A 19545-nucleotide genomic window follows, 5' to 3' on the forward strand; every position below is an offset into this window, starting at 1 on the left:
TCAATCACCATGCCCATGATTCATCTCTCTCCGGCCATCAAACGCCTGATCCCCTTGCTTATTCCCATTCTTGCTCTCATCAGTCCGGTCGCGCAGGCCACAAAGGTGTCGCTCAACGTCAACAATGTCGACATTGCCGAAGTCATGGACATGCTCTCGCGTCAGCAGAAATTGAATATCATGCTGTCGACGGGGGTATCGGGTGATGTGTCGGTCAATCTCTACGAGGTCGAGGTATCCAATGCCATTCAGATGATCGCCGAGTCGGCAGACTTCGTGGTGGAGCGGCGCCAGGGGAGTTATTTTATTCGCAAGCGCGAAGATGTCGGCAAGTACAGCTACAACAACCTGACCAGGCTGAAAACATTCAAGGTCCAGTATTCGGACCCCGTCGCCATCATGGATATTCTGAGCAAGTATATTTCCAGCTACGGCAATATCACCGCCCTGCCGGAGCGCGGTTTGCTGGTAGTGGAAGACAAGCCGGAATTTCTTAGTCGCATCGGCGGGCTGCTCGAGGAAATCGACCGTCAGCCACGACAGATCCTGATCGAGGCCAAAATCTTCGACGTCACCCTGACGGACTCCGATGTCTTCGGCATCGACTGGGCCACGCTCTTTAAAGGTGGCCAGGGTGAAGTCGGCACCTCCGGGCTGGTGCCGGGCACCGAGGGCATTTTCATCGATCTGGTCACGCCGGATCTGGCGGTGTTCTTCAATGCCCTGCAAACCAAGAACCGGTTGCACACCGTATCGACACCCAAGATACTGGCACTGGAAGATCAGGAAGCCAGCACCGTCATCGGCGACCGTCAGGGGTTCAAGGTCACCACCACCATCAACCAAATCACCACCGAAAGCATCGACTTTCTTGAGTCCGGCGTGATCCTCAAGGTTAAACCGGCGGTCGACGAAGCCAACCGGATCCTGCTGCAGATCCACCCGGAGGTCAGCACCGGAACCGTTAACCAGCAGGGGATTCCCTCACAAAGCACCACCGAGGTCACCACCCAGATGCTGGTCAGCAGCGGTCAGACGGTCTTTATCGGCGGGCTGATCCGGCAATCCACCGAAGAAGGCGTCAGGGGCGTGCCTATTCTGATGCATATTCCCTTGCTGGGACGCCTGTTCAAGCAGTCAACCTACACGGACGTGCAGACCGAAACCGTGGTGCTGATCACCCCTTATCTGGTTCAGGATGGCATGCCGCCCCCGCCAACCGAGCCGCGGCTGACGATGAGCATTTCACCCTGATGCATTCGAACCGGGAGCATTGAAGAGATGAGCACCTGGGCTATCGTGGGTTTGGTCATTCTGTCTGGTCTGCTGCTGGCCGGGGTTTTACTCCGGGAGAAACAGGCTCGCGGATAAACCCGGACAGGTCGGGAAACATGCAATTTTACACTTTTGGGCAATGTTAAAGGATAACCAATGCACAACCTCACCATCGTCGCCTTCGACCGCAAAAACCAGCCCCACATTCGCGCCATTCGCGATGCCGTGTTCATCCATGAGCAGAACATCGATCCCGAGCTGGAATTCGATGGCCTGGACAACGCGGCGATGCATGTGCTGGTGGCGGTGGATGATCAATACGTAGGCACCGGCCGCATGCTGGACGACGGCCATATCGGCCGCATCGCCATCTTGCGGGATTTTCGGGGCCGGGGGCTGGGCGGCCGTATGGTGCAGGCGCTGGTAGACGAAGCGGTATCCCGGGGCTACCCGCGGGTCTATCTGGGCGCCCAGAAGCAGGCCATCGGTTTCTACGCCAGGCTGGGGTTCATACCCTTCGGCGAGGAGTTCATGGAAGCGGGGATCCCGCATCTGTCCATGGAAAAGCCATTAGTCTGAATCATTGCGCTAGTACAGATACATTCGGTGCCGGCAAGCATGGATGCATCTTATACCAATCTGAATAAAGCTCTGATCTTTCTCAAGTCCGAACTCAGAGGCAACACAGCCACCTCCCACGACACGCCATAAACTCATCCCTGAGGGCTCGGAAATGCCATCCGTGGCATTTCACGGTCGCGGGAGGTCGTCTCTGTTGCCTCATCCTGAGCTCCGAGTGGCCAGCAGGCAGTGCCAGCAGGTGACTCTGCAGCATCAAGGAGGGCAAAGGGATCTGCTCAGCCGACCATCCGCACCACGGATGGTGCGGCTGAGCCTCCAAGGATGGATTTACGGCGAGTCGGCGGAGTAGACCCTTTGTCCGAGATGGGCATGACCGTCAAAAAGATCGGATATTTAATGCGATGGGTATTATTAATTGAAAGCAAAAAAAGACCTTGAAAGCCGGTGGGTTTCGAAAAACCCGCCCGGTTTTCAAGGTCAAATGGGCAATAAGACGTACTCAACTACCAGATTTACAACTAACACTATAAAAAGATAACGACCTCCAAAACCCCGTAAGCTATATGAATTATGGGTCCTGTCGTTTAAATGCCCCAGCACAATAGGGTCGATGACCATGGCTCAAAGCAGAGTGCAACCTTCCTCAAGGGGTAAAACCAACAACCTAAATTTCAAGGACTACTCGCCCAATGGCTCGCGAACAACAGGCCAATACATATCCAGATTCTACGTCCGCATCGGAGATGCCACCATTATGAATCATATGCACCTCACCAGAGGTCTTTTTGATTTTACAGCTCCCGCATACACCAAACATGCATGCTGAGGGAATGTCCACGCCCACTTCCTTCGCCACAGAAAGCAAGGTATCCGTCTGTTTGCAGGCGACATCTCTGTTCAAACTGTTGAAATGTATTTCCGCCTCAACATCATCCGCTGGAATAACATCATTGTGATCCGGTGTGTCTTCTTCCGTATGAATAGGAGCACCGAAGCTTTCCTCGTGATAATGCGACATGTCAAATTCTTCGGCGTGAAGAATATCACGCACACTTTGCATGAAACCTTCGGATCCACAACAAAAGACTTCTCTCTCGGCGAAATCAGGTGATATCAGCTCCAGCATAATCTGGTTAAAGCGACCCTGAAATCCGGTCCAGACATCATAGCGATCTGTCTCTTTCACGATCCAGCTTACCTTGATATCAGGATCCCGTTTCGACATATGCTCAATTTCATCACGGAAAAGTATTTCCGATGGTCTCGCCGCACAATGAATAAACGTAATATCCGTATGTACACTGTAATCATAAAGCCAGCGCAGCATGGAAATCATTGGCGTGATTCCCGAACCTGCCGAGATAAACAAGTACTTTTTAGCGGGCAGGTTCCGGCACGAAAAAATACCCGAGGGCCCGTATGCCTTTACGGTATCGCCCAGTTTTAGATTATCCAACAGCCAGGCACTGCCTCCCTGCCCATCCTCTTTACGCTTTACGGTAATACCAATAGATAGCGGTCTGGAAGGGGTAGTCGAAAGCGTATAGGATCGGTGCAGGATACCTTTTTCAGTTGGTACTTCGATGGTAATGAACTGTCCAGGCTCATAGTTGAACAGTTGTTCATCATCAACTTTGAAGAAGAAGGTTTTAGCATTTTGAGTTTCCGGCATCACCATGACGCACTCTAATCTCTGCTCATCATTCCAGTAGTATGGAGCATCTTTAAGTTTAGCCAAACCCGATGAACTCATAACATTAAACCTCCATAATAAAACCAAAAACAGAACCAACTCCCACACGTAAAAACCTGCCGAAAATAGTGCCTGCCGGCAGGTTTTCAACAGTGGTTAGATGATTTTTTTAATCATCATATCCGTATACCAATCAATAAAAGCTTTAACCCCAAACTCTGCTGTTGGCGAATAGGGCCCTGGCTGATAGCCACGGGTGTTGATGCCTAACTGGTTACGCTCAACAAAACTCCGATCTTCATCGTTCGTTTCGCGCCAGACCTTGGTCAAATTGTCTACGTCGTAGTCCACACCTTCTACCGCGTCTTTTGGCACCATCCACTTGCAGGTCAATTGGGTTTCCTGCGGGCTTATCGGCAACACCCGGAAGGAAATGCAGTGATCTGCCTGATAATGAAGCCAGACATTTGGCAAATGAAGGTTGCGCAAGGTACCGACATCAATATCCGGCAGAGTCCCCAGGCGATGGTTCTTCACCGCCGGCTGACCATCCATGGTCATGGAAACCGTACCTTTAAGCAGGGGCATGCGGGCAATGCGCCAACCGTTCTTGTTCACCGCCCGATAGGGCAAATCTTTCTGCTCCCACTCAGAAAAAGCATTTTCCATATGGGCTTTAGCTTCTGGTGTTGTAACCGGGTCGTTCGGATCATCGCTCTCGGGCAGACTGCGTAACAGTGAGGGGTGCCCAGCCTGGCAGTGATAACACTCGCGATTATTTTCCCAAACCAGCTTCCAGTTACCCTGCTCTACCATCGAGATTTCTGCCGCCACCTTCAGGTCTTCCATGCCATGCGGCGCAATATATGGCTCTATCGTTTTCGCGTATTCATTGAAATCCGGCGGATTGTCACTGAGGCAGACGTAAATGGTGCCACCCGCCACCTCAACGTTGACTTTATTCAGTGGGAAATCGGCCTTATCAAAGTCATTGCCCATTTCGCGAGCAAAAATAAGCTGACCATCAAGTTCATAGGTCCATTGGTGATAGGGACATACAATTTTTGGAGCGCTACCACTGGCCTTGGTACAAAGTACCGAACCACGATGTCGACACGTATTGAAGAATGCACTGATGCCCCCTTCCTTATTACGCACTATCAACAGTGAGTCTTTACCAACATTGACGGTAACGTAATCTCCCACCTTGGGTACTTCACATACATGCCCAATGGCCAGCCAGTTTTGAGCAAAGATAAGCTCCATTTCCAGCTCAAACAACTCGGGGTCGGTATAAAACTGTTGAGGCAGGCTATAACCTGGCTTTTGCGATTTGAGACTTTCCAAGATAGACGCTGAAAACTTCATATTGCCTCCGTTGCTAATTCATATTCAGCCGAAAGTACATCAGGCATAAAGCAATGTGCCTGATTTCGTGACCTCACTGATGAAGTCACGAAATCAGGTATATGGCTATAGATTAATTCGGTGGCAAATGGGCTCTGCCACCGGGTTAATCACCTTACTAATCTTCGCGTTTGAATCGCCCCTGCACGATCCTGTCGATAATCATGGCGCAAAGCAGGATGGCTATACCGGCCAGCAGTCCCTGCCCTTTCGCTGCGTACTGCAGCGCTTGCAGTACATCCGTACCCAGCCCTTCAGCACCGATCAAGGAGGCGATAACCACCATCGACAGACACATCAGGATGGTCTGGTTTACGCCGGTCATGATGCTGGGCAACGCCAGGGGGATTTCCACATCCATCAGCAGCTTGCGCCGGGTACAACCGAAAGCCAGCGCCCCTTCCACTATCGTGGCTGGGACTTGCTTGATACCCAATGCCGTCAGGCGCACGACCGGGGGCATGCCGAAAATGAGTGTGGCCAGGATGCCCGGCGGCTTGCCAGTACCAAAGAAGGCGATGATCGGAATCAGATAGACAAAGGCCGGCATGGTCTGCATAAAGTCCAGCACCGGTCGAGCAACCGCGTAGGTAGAGCGACTCTTCGCGCAAAGGATCCCCAGCGGTACGCCAATCACCACACACAGGGTGGCCGCCGCTCCCAGCAGAGCAACCGTTGCCATGCTTTTCTCCCAGTACCCCAGAAACGCGAGGTAAGACAGGGCAGCAAGGGTGAAGATCGCCGTCCTCGGACCGGCCAAACGCCAGGCCATGACCAGTATCACCATCGCCGTCACCGGCCAGGGCGTATCGACCAGCAACACTTCCAGACTGTCGAGCAGTACGCGTATGGCGCTGGTGATACCATCAAAAAAACCGGCTCCCTTCACGGCGATGGTGTCAAAGCCGGCATTCAGCCAGGTAGCGATTCCGTTAAACAGCGATTTGTCGGTGGGAAACTCGGTAAGCCAGGCTACCGGTTTGGCCACGGTAAAGCGGTACAGCGTCAGCGGGGCCATCACGGCCAGCATCACGGCGCCCAGAAGCAGGTTCTTCTGATTGAAACCGCTTGTTTCACTTCTCCCACCACGCCAGCGGCAGTACTTCATTTCATAAACAATGTTCGCCATGAAGCCCTGAATCAGCACAATGACCACCAAGGCCAGCGCGCCCCAGAATATCAACTGGTTCGCTCCGGCAACTGCCGCATCGGCAGCAACCAGGGCTTGTTCTGCGGCCCGCTGCAGGTTGTCGGCGTTACGCTGCAACGCCTCGGCACTCGGAGCCCCGGACTCCAGGGCAGCCTGGGCCTTGGCGGCCATCTCCTGCGATTTACCGCTCAGGCGATCCGCCCGAGCCAGATTGTCAGCCCCCAGTTCACCCCACAATCCCCGGCTCAACAGCACCAGCGCAAACAGGGTGGCAACGGTGCTCAACCAAAAGAAACCCCATATGTTGCGTGCCGAGGCCCAGAGCGGCCCCAGCAGCGCAGCGTGGGGATTAAAGGAGAAGGTGAGGCGGGTACTGGACTGGATTTTATCGAATTGCTTGCTGTAATACTCACCCTGCCGCCCGGTAAAACGATGAACGGACATGGGCTGCTCAGACTGCACCGTGGCTTTGCTGATAGCGTTCATATTACTCTTTCCCCTTGATTCCCTGCAGCAGGATATTTTTGCTGACGATGCCGATATCCGCTCCTGTTGCATCCGTGATAATAATCGGCAGCTCTGAGGTGATGGCAATATCGATCAGTTGATTGAGATTGGTATTTTCATCCACCCGTGGAGCATCGGCCAGATTGACGCCGGCAGGTACCGTTTCACTGTTTATTTCCCGCATGATGGAGTGGGCACACACCAGCTTGAGGTTGGAGATATCCTTGACGAAGTCAGCCACATAATCGTCTGCCGGTTGCATGACGATTTCCTCTGGTGTACCGACCTGAATAAGGTGTCCATCCTTCATGATCGCGATGCGATCGCCGATGCGGATCGCTTCATCAAGGTCATGGGTAATAAAGATGGTGGTTTTCTGGAGTGTCTTGGTCAGGGTGACAAACTGGTCCTGCAATTCCCGTCGGATCAGGGGATCAAGTGCACTGAAGGGCTCGTCCATCAGCAGCACTTCGGGATCACTGGCCAACGCCCGGGCCAGGCCGACGCGTTGCTGCATGCCACCCGACAGTTCGCTGGGCAATCTGTCTTCGTAGCCACTCAGGTTGACCAGTGACAAGGCATGCAATGAGGTTTCCCAGCGCCTGGCCTTGGGAAGGCCCTGCACCTCCAGCGGAAAGGCAACGTTATCCAGCACCGTTCGATGCGGAAGCAACGCCATATGCTGGAACACCATGCCAATATGCCTGGCGCGAACATCCCGCAGCTCATTGTGAGACAACGCCGACATATCCCGGCCAAGCACCTTGATGTTACCCGCAGAGGGTTCGATAAGACGATTAAGGTGCCGAATCAGCGTAGATTTTCCACTGCCGGACAGGCCCATGATGCAAAAGATTTCGCCGCGAGGCACCGTAAAAGAAACATCGGCGATCCCTACCACACAAGAAAATCGCTGCAGAACGGCAGCCTTGTCCAGCCCCTCCTCAACGACAGCCTTCATCGCCTGTTCGGAGTTACCGCCAAAAATTTTCCACACGTTTTCTAGCTGAATGACATCCTCGGTCATTTTGTATTCCCTCACTACTGGTATTGTTATCGTTGCAGGCATCTGATTGCGCTGAGGCTCAGCGGATGGTTTCAGAGTCGGCCTCTGAAACCATCATTCGCTTCAAAACCAGCCGCCTATCCGACGTTGGGAAACATGGAACCCAGTTATTGACCCAGCCAGGAGTCAACCAGGCTACTGTTTTCTTGAACCCACTCTTTGGCAACGACCTCGGGATCTTTCTTCTCGACCACTACGTGATGACTCAACTGGCCGACCTGGTCAGCATTAAGTTTGAAGTGTTTCAGTAACATCGCAGCTTCGGGCTGATCCTTTTCCAGCGACCTGGCGTAATGCACATACAGGTAGGCCTTGTCCCAGGCACTGTCGGCATTGGATTTGGCCAGCCAGTCAGGATCATCGGTGGGTTGCACTACCTTCCAGGTGTCCACATTGTGTTTCGGCTCTTTGAGCATCACCAGGTCATAGACACTAAACACATGGTGTGGTGTGTAGCAGAAAAACGCATAGGGCTTGCCCGCTTTCTCCGCGGCATCCAGCGCCGCCCAATTGAGCGGCATATCCATGACGACCTGTTTCATGGTTTGGTCATAACCGTAGCTTTTGGCCCGGATCTGCTCTACCGCCGTCGAGGCCGCGCCAGGTTCACCGATCCACATCTCGCCCTCGCCATCACCATCGGTGTCGAAAAGTACCGATTTACTCGGGTCGGTCAGGTCGTAAATCGAGGTGATGTTATGTTTTTCCGAGGTCGCCTTGGTAACGCAGATTCCCTGTGAAGCTTCGACACCGTTAGGGTTTTGAGCCACGGTACCCTTGGTCTTGACATACTTGTCATGCAGGTTGCTCTGATTGGGCAGCCAGACTTCCGGGTGTACATGCATGGATCCCCGGTCCATCGCTTCCCAGATAACGGCGTTGGAGCCGCTTTGCATGGCCACCTCCAACCCAAGATTATCCTCCATCACCACCTTGATAATATGGGCCGTGGCAGCCGCCGAGGGCCAGCTCGGCACACCCACAACCACATCGGCAGCCTGCGCCAGGCCGCCGGTTAAAGAGAATGCTACTGTCGCGCCCAATACCTTTACTGATTTCATATATCTTTCCTTGTAAATGTTGGATTGACGATATTCATGCAGTTATCAAGACCTACATATTCGGGTAAACCGGGCCACCGCCCCCTTCGGGCACGACCCAGGTGATATTCTGCGACGGATCCTTGATGTCACAGGTTTTGCAATGCACGCAGTTTTGCGCGTTGATCTGAAAACGCGGACCGCTGGACTCCTCCACGATTTCATACACGCCGGCCGGGCAGAAACGCTGCGCTGGCTCGGCCCAGGTGGGCAGATTTTTGGCCAGCGGAATGCTGCCGTCCGTCAACTGCAGGTGACTGGGCTGGTCCTCTTCGTGATTGGTGTTGGACAGAAACACCGACGACAGCTTGTCGAAGCTCAGCTTGCCATCGGGCTTGGGATACTCGATGCGCGGGCTCTGATCCGCCGGATTCAGCTGGGCATAATCGGCACGGGTATCGTGCAGCGTCACCGGGATCTTGCCACCAAACAGGTTTTGATCGATGACGTTGAAGGCACCGCCGAGCCAGGTACCGAACTTGTGCATCGCCGGACCGAAGTTGCGGCTGCGGAACAGGTCGTCGTAGAGCCAGGAGTCCTTGAATTTTTCGGTAAAGGACACCAGATCCTTGCCACCCTCGTCGCCAGCGGCGAGCGCCTCGAACACCGCTTCGGCCGCCAGCATGCCGGACTTCATGGAGGTATGGGTGCCCTTGATCTTGGAGAAGTTCAGGGTGCCGGCATCACAGCCCAGCAACAGCGCACCCGGCATGGTCATTTTTGGCAGCGAGTTGAAACCGCCCTTGGCGATGGCCCGGGCGCCGTAAGACACCCGCTTGCCGCCTTCGAGATACTGCGCAAACAGCGGGTGATGCTTCATGCGCTGGAATTCGTCGAACGGGCTCAGCCAGGGGTTGGAGTAATTGAGGTCGATGATCAGCCCAACCACCACCTGATTGTTGTCACCGTGGTAGAGGAAGAAACCGCCGTTGGTACCGGCGTGATCCTTGCCACACAGCGGCCAGCCGGCGCCATGTACCACCAGACCCGGCTGGTGTTTGGCGGGGTCGATGTCCCACAATTCCTTGATGCCGATGCCGTAGTGCTGCGGATCGGCGTCCTTGTCGAGCGCGAACTGCTTGATCAGTTGCTTGCCCAGGTGTCCGCGACAACCTTCGGTAAACAGGGTGTATTTGGCGTGCAGTTCCATGCCGGGGGTGTAGTTGCCCTTGGGTTGGCCATCACGGCCCACGCCCATATCACCGGTGGCGATGCCCTTGACCGAACCGTCCTCGTGATAGAGCACCTCGGCGGCGGCGAAGCCGGGAAAAATCTCGACACCCAGCGCCTCGGCCTGCTCGCCCAACCAGCGGCACAGGTTACCCAGGCTGGCCACGTAATTGCCGTGGTTGTGCATGGTCTTGGGCGCCAGTGCATTGGGAATGCGGCGCGCGCGCTGCTCATCCTTGAGCAGATAGATCTGATCCTCGGTCACCGCGGTCTTCAGCGGCGCACCCTGATCGGCCCAGTCAGGGAACAGCTCGTTCAAGGCTCGCGGCTCGATCACGGCACCGGAGAGGATATGAGCGCCTACTTCGGAGCCCTTCTCCACCACACAGACCGTCAGTTCCTGCTCCGCAGCCTGCGCCTGCTGCATCAGCCGGCAGGCGGCCGACAGCCCGGCAGGGCCGGCACCGACAATGACAACATCGAACTCCATTGACTCGCGTTCGACAGTACGCTCGTAATCACTCACTGTAATGATCTCCCTTTTTTCTTACTGCATATCCCTGCTGAGCGTCCGAACGCTTAATGCGCGGTCCGCGCCTGGGCGGCACTCAGGGTGTTCCTCAACAGACAGGCGACGGTCATGGGGCCTATACCCCCCGGTACCGGGGTGACGGCACCGGCGACGGTTGAAACCGCGTCGAAATCGACATCCCCCGTGAGCCGGGATTGTCCATCCTCCAGCGCGATACGGTTGATACCCACGTCCAGCACGATGGCGCCTGGCTTGATGTAGCTGGCATCGATCATTTCGGCCCGGCCCACCGCCACCACCAGGATGTCGGCGCTGCGGCATTCCGCGGCCAGGTCCTGACTTCTGGAGTGCACCGTGGTCACGGTGCAATGGGCATTGAGCAGCAGTTGCCCCATCGGCTTGCCGACGATATTGGAGCGCCCGACCACCACGGCCTTCTTACCGGACAGATCGCCCAGGCGGTCCTGCAGCAGCAGCAGACAGCCCAGCGGCGTGCAGGGCACCAGCGCCGACTGGCCTGTGCTCAGGCGCCCGACGTTCACCGGGTGGAAACCGTCCACGTCCTTGGCCGGGTCAATCGCCTCAATCACCGCTTTTTCCTCGATCTGTGCCGGCAAGGGCAGCTGCACCAGGATGCCGTCCACCTGATCATCACCGTTCAACAAGGCGATCAGTTGCAACAACTCGTCCTGGTTGGTGTTGCCCGGCAGCAGGTGCGGGAAGGAGGTGATACCGGCATCGGCAGCCTGGCGCATCTTGGTTTTGACGTAGACCTGGCTGGCCGGGTCATCCCCCACCAGTATCACGGCCAGGCCCGGCTGACGCCCCGCCTGCGCCCGAAAGCGGGCGGAACCTTCTGCCACATCGGCACGCAGTGCCGTGGCAAAGGCCTTGCCGTCGATACGTTCGGCAGGAGCTGCCTCCGGATAAATATTGCTTGCCTGATCAGTCATCGCTGCGAGTCCTTTGCCTTTGGTTTAAAAAACGACGGTACGCAGACCGTTCTGGAAGACACGGTGACGCACGTGGTATTTCACCGCTCGGGCCAGGGCCTGGGCTTCGGTATCGCGCCCGACCTGGGTCAGGTACTGCGGATCCTGGGCATGGTCAACCCGCTCCACCATCTGCTCGATAATGGGGCCTTCGTCCAGGTCACCGGTCACATAATGGGCAGTGGCACCGATCAGTTTCACGCCGCGCTCGTAGGCCTGATAGTAGGGTTTGGCACCCTTGAAGCCCGGCAGGAAGGAGTGATGGATGTTGATACAGCGACCGGCCAGCTGCTGGCACAGGCTATCGGAAAGTACCTGCATGTAGCGCGCCAGTACCACCAGTTCGGTACCGGTCTGCTCAACAATCTGCAGCAGCTTGGCTTCCTGCTCCGGCTTGGTCTCTTTGGTCACCGGCAGGTGGATGTAATCCAGCCCTTCGCGCTCGGCCAGATAGCGCAGGTCTTCGTGGTTGGACACGATGGCGGTGATATCGATGTTGAGCTCACCGGTGGCGCGACGATACAGCAGGTCACGCAGACAATGGTCGTACTTGGAGACCATGATCAATACGCGTGCCGGCTGGGTGGCGTCGTGAATTTCCCACTCCATGTCGAAGCGCATTGCCGTAACCTCAAAGGCGGCCTTGAGCTGCTCGACGCTCGGCTTCTGATTACCTTCAAACACGAACTCGATGGTCGAGAAAAAAAAGCCCCGAGTCCAGGTCATCGAACTGGTGAAATTCCTTGATAAAGCAGCCCCGATCGGCAAGAAAGTTACCGATGGCAGCCACGATACCGACCTGTCCAGGACAGGAGATCTTAAGAATGTATGCGGGTTTGTTCTTCATTTTACTTTTCATCCATGATGGGTTAATCGGAATCTCAGAGCGCTTTGTCGAGCTCGGGCATGACGTCGAACAGGTCACCCACGATGCCGTAGTCGGCCACCTGGAAGATGGGTGCGTCCGGATCCTTGTTGATCGCCACGATCATCTTGGAATCCTTCATGCCCGCCAGGTGCTGGATGGCACCGGAAATACCCACGGCGATATACAGATCAGGCGCCACTACCTTGCCGGTCTGACCGACCTGGTAATCGTTGGGCACAAAGCCGGCGTCAACCGCTGCACGGGATGCCCCTACCGCCGCGCCGAGCTTGGCCGCCACCGTATCCAGCAGGGCAAAGTTCTCGCCGTTGCCCATGCCACGACCACCGGAGATCACGATGCGTGCCGTGGACAACTCGGGCCCTTCGGATTTGGCTTCGGAACGGCTGACAAAGCGAGCCAGAGACTGACTGGCCAGTGCGTCAATCGCCATGCTTTCGGCGCTGCCACCGGTGGCTGCAACGGCCTCGAACTTGGTACTGCGTACCGTGATCACTTTTACCGCGTCGCGGCTGCGCACCGTGGCCAGGGCATTGCCGGCATAGATAGGACGCTCGAAGGTATCGGCATCGATGACCGCGCTGATATCCGAGATTTGCGGTACGTCCAGCAGGGCGGCGACGCGGGGCATCAGGTTTTTGGCAAAGGTGCTGTTCGAGGCCAGCAGGTGGCTGTAGCCTTCGGTATATTGTTGCACCAGCGGCGCCATGTCTTCGGCCAGCGGCTGGGCGAACAGGTCGTTGTCGACGCTGAGTACGCGACGCACACCCGGAATGGCGGCAGCGGCCTCGGTGACGGCGCTGCAGTTGCTCCCCATCACCAGGATGTCAATATCCCCGCCAATCTGGGTGGCGGCACCCAGGGTATTGTAGGTGGATGATACGATGCTGTTGTTGTCGTGATCTGCGATTACAAGAATGGCCATGATGCGTCTCCTTACACTAATACGGCGTCGGTTTTCAGTTTTTCCACCAGCTCGGCGGCGTTTGCCAGGATCACACTTCCGGACGCACGTGCCGGCGGCTCAACCACACCGAGCAGTTCCAGTCGCGGCGTCAGATCCACACCCAGTGATGCGGCATCGATGCTGTCCAGCGGCTTTTTCTTGGCCTTCATGATCGACGGCAGGGAGGCAAAACGCGGCTCGTTCAGGCGCAAATCCGCCGTGATCACCGCCGGCAGGTTCAGTGCCACCGTCTCCAGACCGCCATCCACTTCGCGGGTGACTTCAATCTGCTCGCCCGATACCGTCAGGCCCGAGGCAAAGGTGCCCTGAGGCCAGCCCATCAGCGCCGCCAGCATCTGGCCGGTCTGGTTGCAGTCATCGTCGATGGCCTGCTTGCCCAGCATGACCATGCCTGCACCTTCCTGTTCTGCCAGCGCCTTGAAGGTTTTCGCCACGGACAAGGGTTCGGTGGTGCCGTCGTGTAACACCAGAATGGCGCGATCGGCACCTATGGCCAGCGCCTGACGCAGGGTTTCCTGGGCCTTGTCCGGGCCGATGGATACGGCGATGACTTCGGAGGCCTGGCCCGCTTCCTTCAATCTGACGGCCGCTTCAACGGCAACTTCGTCAAACGGGTTGATGGCCATCTTGACGTTTTCCAGTTCGACAGCAGACCCATCCGCCTTGGCTCGAATCTGCACGTTATAATCAACGACCCGTTTCACACCCACTAAAATTTTCATAAATCCTCCTGAAAACCTTTCAGTATTACGTCTGGCGATACAACTATTTAAACTATTAACCCGGTGGCAATTAAGGCCGGTAACAACAGCGACTGCCGCCGGGTTAAAAATTATTTATATCGAATCACACAGCGAAATAACTTAAAGATCCTTTCATTAAATAATTTCATTTCAAGTTCAAATCAAAACCCATAATTAAGATCTGAGGCGAGCGTTTTCGGCATCAAACAACTGACCTGCAATCACTTTGGCTTTATGGCTTCGCCGATGATCTCTACATCGAACTCGGCGCCTTCATGTGCATAAGCGGGGTCGATAAAGGCCATGGCAATGTTCTTCTGCACCCGGTGACCATATGCTGCCGAGGTGATGGTACCGATGACGGCACCGTCAACACAGACTGAATCGCCGGGATGCGGAGCAGCGTGTTCGCAATCGATGACCATGGTGACAAACTTTCTTCTTGCAGGCTGACCCGCCTTGGCAAGCAGGGCTTCTTTTCCTGGGAAGTTTGCGGCCTTGTCCATTTTCACGAAACGACCCAGGTCACTCTCGAACGGGTCAAACTCGGTGATCAGGTCGGCCTTCCAATGACGATAACCTTTCTCGAGACGCATCGACTCGGTTGCCAGCGAGCCAAACGGCTTGAGACCGAACTCGGCGCCTGCTTCCGTAATCAGCTGGTGTGTCAGATAGAGCTGCTCATTGGGCACATGCAGTTCCCAGCCCAGTTCACCGTTGAAGCTCACTCGCATGGCAAGGGCTTGCGCATGGCCGATGAATACAGACTGGGCGGTGAGCCAGGGGAAGCTCTCGTTCGACCAGTTGGTACGGGGGGACAGTTTTGCCAGCAGATCCCTGGATTTGGGTCCGGAAACCACCAGAATCGTATGGGAGTTGGTCATCGGAACCAGCTCGACACCCTCGCTGGGGAGACGGGTGCGCAGCCAGTCCATATCGTGATATTCGGAGGCCGCCGCAGAGCCGTACCAGAAACGATCTTCTGCCAGTTTTGCCAGCGTGGCTTCAGCGGCCACATTGCCTTTATCGGTCAGGAAGTAGCACAGACCGACGCGACCCACTTTTTTGGGTACGTTGCTGCACGTCAGGCTGTCCAGCCACTCGGCGGCACCCGGGCCCTTGATTTCGATGCGGTTGAAGCCGCTGACTTCCATCAGGCCGACAGCCTCGTGTACGGCCTTGATTTCGCTGGCGACGACTTTCTCGACATCGGTGAAGCGGAAGCTGTGTTCGAATTTGAAGTCGGCAGTCGGCTTGAAGAACAGCGCCCGTTCCCATCCACTCACTACACCGAACTCGGCATTTTGTTCTTTCAACACCGGGTAGATTGGCGTGGTTTTTGCCAAACGGCCTGCCGGGCGGAACTCATGGGGCATGTGGAAGCGGAATTCGTTCTGGTAGTCTTCGATAGCTTTCAGAGCGGTGAATTCGGTGTTGGCATGACGAGTGAAACGCGCCGGGTCAATCGCCCAGGTATCCCACTCTGACTCACCGTGAACGATGATTTCAGCCAGGATCTTGCCGTGACCACCACCCTCACCCAAACCAGCACGAAGACCGATAATAGAATAGAGGTTATCGAATCCAGGGGTCTTGCCCACCAACGGGTTACCATCGGCAGAATAGGTGATGGGACCGTTAACAATGCTGCGGATACCGGTTCTTTCCAGGCACGGCATACGTTTGAAGACACGTTCCATGTTATCCAGACAGCGATCCAGATCATCCGGGCAAAGCGCGTTAACAAAGTTGGGGTCGATACCGTCCATGCCCCAGGTTTTACAACGCTGCTCATAAATACCCACCAACAAACCGTCTTTTTCCTGGCGGCTATAGAAATCATCGAGGGGGTCACGCAGCAAAGGAACGCGTTTGCCAAATGCCTGTATTTCCGGAATCGCTTCGGTCAGGAAGTACATGTGTTCCATTGAAATGACCGGATACTTGACCCCTATCATGTCACCGATTTCATTCACTCGATAACCACCGGCGTTAACCACTTTCTCACAGGTGATATCGCCATTTTTGGTTTGAACGACCCATTCACCATTCGGCTTTTGATAGACATTTTCAACGGGGTTATGACGGTATATTTCAGCGCCCGCTTTACGAGCGGCACGCGCCAGCGCCTGAGTAAGCTGAGCGGGATCGATGTCACCATCCAGCGGGTCCCACAAACCACCCAACAGCTCATGAGTTTCAATCAGCGGGTGGCGTTTGGCACATTCAGCCGCATCAATTAATTCGAAATCAACACCCATTCCTTTTGCCAGGGAAATAAAGTGTTTATAGCCATCGAGATGGGCCTGGGTAGATGCTAAACGAATACCGCCGGAAGCATGGTGATAGTTAATGGGGTGTTCCAGATCTGCAGCCAACTCTTTATACAATTTGATGCTATGGCTCTTTAAGCCAACCATCGTCTGCACCGCACCAAAATTGGTTACCTGAGCGGCGGAGTGCCAGGTTGTTCCCGATGTCAGCTCGTTCCGCTCAACCAGCACAACATCCGTCCAACCTTCTCGAGTCAGATGGTAAAGGGTACTACAACCGCCGATTCCACCACCAATAATGACTACCTTGCAATGCTTCTTCATGGCTTTTCCTTAAGTGTATGTTTGCGCTACGCCCGCCCAGCTGGCTGGCACTAACAACAGGGTCTCATTAGGGTTTGTGTCGGAATGCAGACCCAATGACCGCATCAATGTAAGCGCTTTCATTTTTAGCACCGCAGTATCCGGTGTGCAAGAGTTTACTTGGAGTTTTTTTTATACCTTGCTACCGCTTTTTATCGCTACTACGCATATCCCATACGCGCCCCAATACCAGAAATGCGGTGTCGGGGGCCGAACCCAACACCCTGTCGACATGACCAAAACGCCAGCTGCGCCGTGTTAACCCCGGCACAAAATAAACATTAAGCCATTGATTTTAAAGGTTAAAAAAGTTATTGCGACAAGAGGGAAAGCCTGGAGTGACTCGCATCCGGATGTCCTTTACCCGATGACATCACGATTTTGGGATTGGAAAGAGTGTGGCCGGTAAAAGACATCGCATGGCGCCTTCTCCCGAGACGGAAAATAATATTGCGCATTTTCAGACGAGTTTTTTGGCGCGCTCAACAATGGGGCAGGCGCACTATTCTGGTGCGATTATAGTGGCGTAGAGCCAACTCAAAAATGGGCATCACGCCCTTTAAAAATACCAAGATACTGAAATCAATGACGGCTCAACTTGGACTTGCGCAAGTCCCCCGCACTATCAATTCCACATCCAAAATCGGGGGTGGCTCCACTTCGTTGCCACGGAGCCTGGAAACCAAATACTGCGCGGCCAGCTTGGCCATTTGCGGCTGAGGTGTTCTCAATGTCGTTAATGGCGGCGTTAAATGGCGTGCAAGCCAGGTATCATCAAACCCGGTAATGGAGACATCTTCAGGTATGGAAATCCCTAGCATTTTACTCTCAAAAAAGGCCCCGTAGGCAAAAGGGTCGGAGCCACAGATAATCGCCGTTGGCCGGTCTGAGCGAGACATCAATATCCTGAATGCCTCCTGCCCATACTCCACCCCAAGCGGCCTTTCGATAATCAGCTCATCCGGCAAGCTTAACTGACGCCTGGACAACGCATGACGAACCCCCAGCAGCCGGCCATAGGCACGGTCGTTACTCTTCGAATCACCTAATATCATGCCGAATTTGGTATGACCCAAGTCCATCAGGTAATCGGCAATTTTAGCGGCCGCCACCTCGTTACTGAACCCGGCACAGGGGTGCTCACCCCGATCATCGACAACCCAGGTAATGACATAGGGAATATTTTTTTTGTTCAGCAGGCTGTAGATCGAATTATCGCGTGACAAGCCGACCAACAATAATGCATCCACATTATGAGACACCATTTCGTTGATCTGGGCGTGTTCTTTATTTTTGTCAAAACTGGAAGAGGCCACAATCGTTGTGTACCCCTCTGTGGAGATCATATTCTGAAATCGCTCAAGAAAGCCACCAAAAAGCGCGTCCTCCAGAGACGGTACTATCACCCCAATCATACGCGATTTGTTGGACGCCAGTGCGCGTGCAGCGGCATGAGGTACATAGTTCAGTATTCTGATTGCTTCCTCTATTTTTATTTTGCTACGCTCACTAACCACGGCGGGATTATTTATGAATCGTGATACCGTCGCGGACGATACCTTTGCATACCGTGCCACGTCATCCAGAGTCGGATTATTTGGTAGAACATCATTGTTATTTTCTTTCATTCAGCGAAGCCCTGGCAATCAAGAATAAGATAAAAATAAATTGAATGAATAATAATGAATTTATTTTTATCACAAAGATATGCAGTGTTTACCACCAACACAAATTAAAATTATCCGGTTCAATCACGAATCAATCAAGCGCAGCGTGATGATATCGGGTTTCCCGACAGTCTGAAAACCAAAATACAGAGAAGCTCACCATTCTCCAGTCGCGACATACCCACAGGCTGGCGGATCAGCCCGGCGATTAAGCCTCATACGCATCCTCATCGGTGGGCAATGCGCTGTTGCGGTTGCTGATGAATAATTTGGCTTCGTACTTGCAAGACAGCTGCGCAAGACTCTGCATCGTTGCAGCCCTGGACCCTCGATGCCGTCACAATTCGCAAATGACGGGTTGGCTTCGAATCACCCCAGGCAGTACGGTTTACTTTCTGACACTTCCCCCATCCCAACAAAATAGAGGCTTCTACCCTATCATGAGCACTTTCGATCTGGACAAGCTGAGCCGTCAACTCGAGCCAAAGAGCCAGGGGATCCCTCCGCTGGACAAGTGGAATCCTGAGTTTTGTGGCGACATGGACATGCGCATCGCACGCGACGGCACCTGGTTCCATGAAGGCAGCCCCATCAAACGCAAGGCGATGGTGAAGATGTTTTCACGCATCCTGTGGCAGGAAAATGGTGCCTACTTCCTGAAGACACCGGTCGAGAAGGTCGGCATCCTCGTCGATGACCTCCCCTTCCTGCTTATCGGGCTGGAGGTCGTCGAAGGCGAATACGGATCCGAGCTGCACTTTACCAGCAGCACCGACGACAACATCGTGGCCGGGCCTGACCATGCACTGGTTGTTACCGAGAACAGCACCACCGGTGAACCGGAGCCGTCACTGGAAATACGGTTCGGCATGTTCGGTCGGCTGCACCGCAACGTGTTTTATCAACTGGTCGAACTGGGCATGGCCGAACCCTGCGCCGAGGGCGGTGAAGAGCTGGTGGTCTACAGCCGGGGCAAGCGCTTCTCGCTGGGCCGCTTGTAATACCAGGCGAAAAGGCGCTGTCGCCTGGTATTGTGCCCATTCCGCATCACAGGCGTATTCGCCTGCCCCCGACACCAGGCCCGTGTTAAATGGGCCTTTTACTCTGCATCCGGAGGCATCATGCCCGTGACCATCGAGGCCGGGGGCTGGGCTTCACCCCCTGCTTCGAAG

At 54.7% G+C, this 19545-nt stretch carries 15 protein-coding genes; 3 read left to right on the top strand and 12 right to left on the bottom strand.

Translation table 11 applies throughout. The features are described from left to right. Window positions 1-9 precede the first annotated feature (9 nt). Entirely contained in the window at window positions 10-1254 is a 1245-nt protein-coding gene (locus BFR47_RS14865; RefSeq protein WP_071473800.1) for a type II secretion system protein GspD, read from the top strand. Window positions 1255-1431: 177 nt separating this feature from the next. Beyond that, window positions 1432-1854: a GNAT family N-acetyltransferase gene (locus BFR47_RS14870; RefSeq protein ID WP_071473801.1), complete on the top strand. Its 423-nt coding sequence runs from the start codon at window positions 1432-1434 to the stop codon at window positions 1852-1854. 667 nt (window positions 1855-2521) lie between these two features. Here the strand turns inward: BFR47_RS14870 and BFR47_RS14875 are convergent. The 12 genes from BFR47_RS14875 to BFR47_RS14930 form a co-directional block, all read right to left on the bottom strand. Further along, a complete protein-coding gene (locus BFR47_RS14875) occupies window positions 2522-3610 on the bottom strand; it encodes an FAD-binding oxidoreductase (protein WP_071473802.1) in 1089 nt (362 codons plus the stop codon). A gap of 96 nt (window positions 3611-3706) precedes the next feature. Further along, window positions 3707-4918: an aromatic ring-hydroxylating oxygenase subunit alpha gene (locus BFR47_RS14880; protein ID WP_071473803.1), complete on the bottom strand. Its 1212-nt coding sequence runs from the start codon at window positions 4916-4918 to the stop codon at window positions 3707-3709. A gap of 157 nt (window positions 4919-5075) precedes the next feature. Beyond that, window positions 5076-6593, bottom strand: coding sequence for an ABC transporter permease (locus BFR47_RS14885; RefSeq protein ID WP_071473804.1), 1518 nt, complete (start codon window positions 6591-6593; stop codon window positions 5076-5078). Between the two features lies 1 nt (window position 6594). Beyond that, window positions 6595-7641 (bottom strand): quaternary amine ABC transporter ATP-binding protein, encoded by a 1047-nt coding sequence (locus BFR47_RS14890; protein WP_071473805.1) that lies wholly within the window; start codon window positions 7639-7641, stop codon window positions 6595-6597. A 146-nt stretch (window positions 7642-7787) separates the two neighbouring features. After that, window positions 7788-8741, bottom strand: a complete 954-nt coding sequence (locus BFR47_RS14895; protein ID WP_071473806.1) for an ABC transporter substrate-binding protein — start codon at window positions 8739-8741, stop codon at window positions 7788-7790. A gap of 52 nt (window positions 8742-8793) precedes the next feature. Then, a complete protein-coding gene (locus tag BFR47_RS14900; RefSeq protein WP_071473807.1) occupies window positions 8794-10440 on the bottom strand; it encodes an electron transfer flavoprotein-ubiquinone oxidoreductase in 1647 nt (548 codons plus the stop codon). Window positions 10441-10529: 89 nt separating this feature from the next. Then, the gene (gene folD / locus BFR47_RS14905) at window positions 10530-11435 is read right to left on the bottom strand and encodes a bifunctional methylenetetrahydrofolate dehydrogenase/methenyltetrahydrofolate cyclohydrolase FolD (RefSeq protein WP_071473808.1); all 906 of its coding nucleotides are present in this window, start codon (window positions 11433-11435) and stop codon (window positions 10530-10532) included. Window positions 11436-11459: 24 nt separating this feature from the next. Then, window positions 11460-12200 carry a formyltetrahydrofolate deformylase gene (purU, locus tag BFR47_RS14910; protein WP_245748947.1) on the bottom strand — a complete coding sequence of 247 codons (741 nt, stop codon included), beginning with the start codon at window positions 12198-12200 and terminating at the stop codon, window positions 11460-11462. Between the two features lie 155 nt (window positions 12201-12355). Then, window positions 12356-13285 (bottom strand): electron transfer flavoprotein subunit alpha/FixB family protein, encoded by a 930-nt coding sequence (locus BFR47_RS14915; protein ID WP_071473809.1) that lies wholly within the window; start codon window positions 13283-13285, stop codon window positions 12356-12358. 11 nt (window positions 13286-13296) lie between these two features. Next, window positions 13297-14049, bottom strand: a complete 753-nt coding sequence (locus BFR47_RS14920; RefSeq protein ID WP_071473810.1) for an electron transfer flavoprotein subunit beta/FixA family protein — start codon at window positions 14047-14049, stop codon at window positions 13297-13299. Between the two features lie 242 nt (window positions 14050-14291). Next, entirely contained in the window at window positions 14292-16667 is a 2376-nt protein-coding gene (locus tag BFR47_RS14925) for a GcvT family protein (RefSeq protein ID WP_083399173.1), read from the bottom strand. 632 nt (window positions 16668-17299) lie between these two features. After that, window positions 17300-18334: a LacI family DNA-binding transcriptional regulator gene (locus BFR47_RS14930; protein ID WP_071473811.1), complete on the bottom strand. Its 1035-nt coding sequence runs from the start codon at window positions 18332-18334 to the stop codon at window positions 17300-17302. A gap of 479 nt (window positions 18335-18813) precedes the next feature. Here BFR47_RS14930 and BFR47_RS14935 point away from each other — a divergent pair, with 479 nt between their 5' ends. Next, on the top strand, window positions 18814-19374 hold the full coding sequence (locus BFR47_RS14935) for a DUF1285 domain-containing protein (RefSeq protein ID WP_071473812.1): 561 nt from the start codon (window positions 18814-18816) through the stop codon (window positions 19372-19374). The last annotated feature ends 171 nt before the right edge of the window (window positions 19375-19545 follow it).

This window comes from Oceanisphaera psychrotolerans (assembly GCF_001870485.1).
GTDB classification, from domain to species: domain Bacteria; phylum Pseudomonadota; class Gammaproteobacteria; order Enterobacterales; family Aeromonadaceae; genus Oceanimonas; species Oceanimonas psychrotolerans.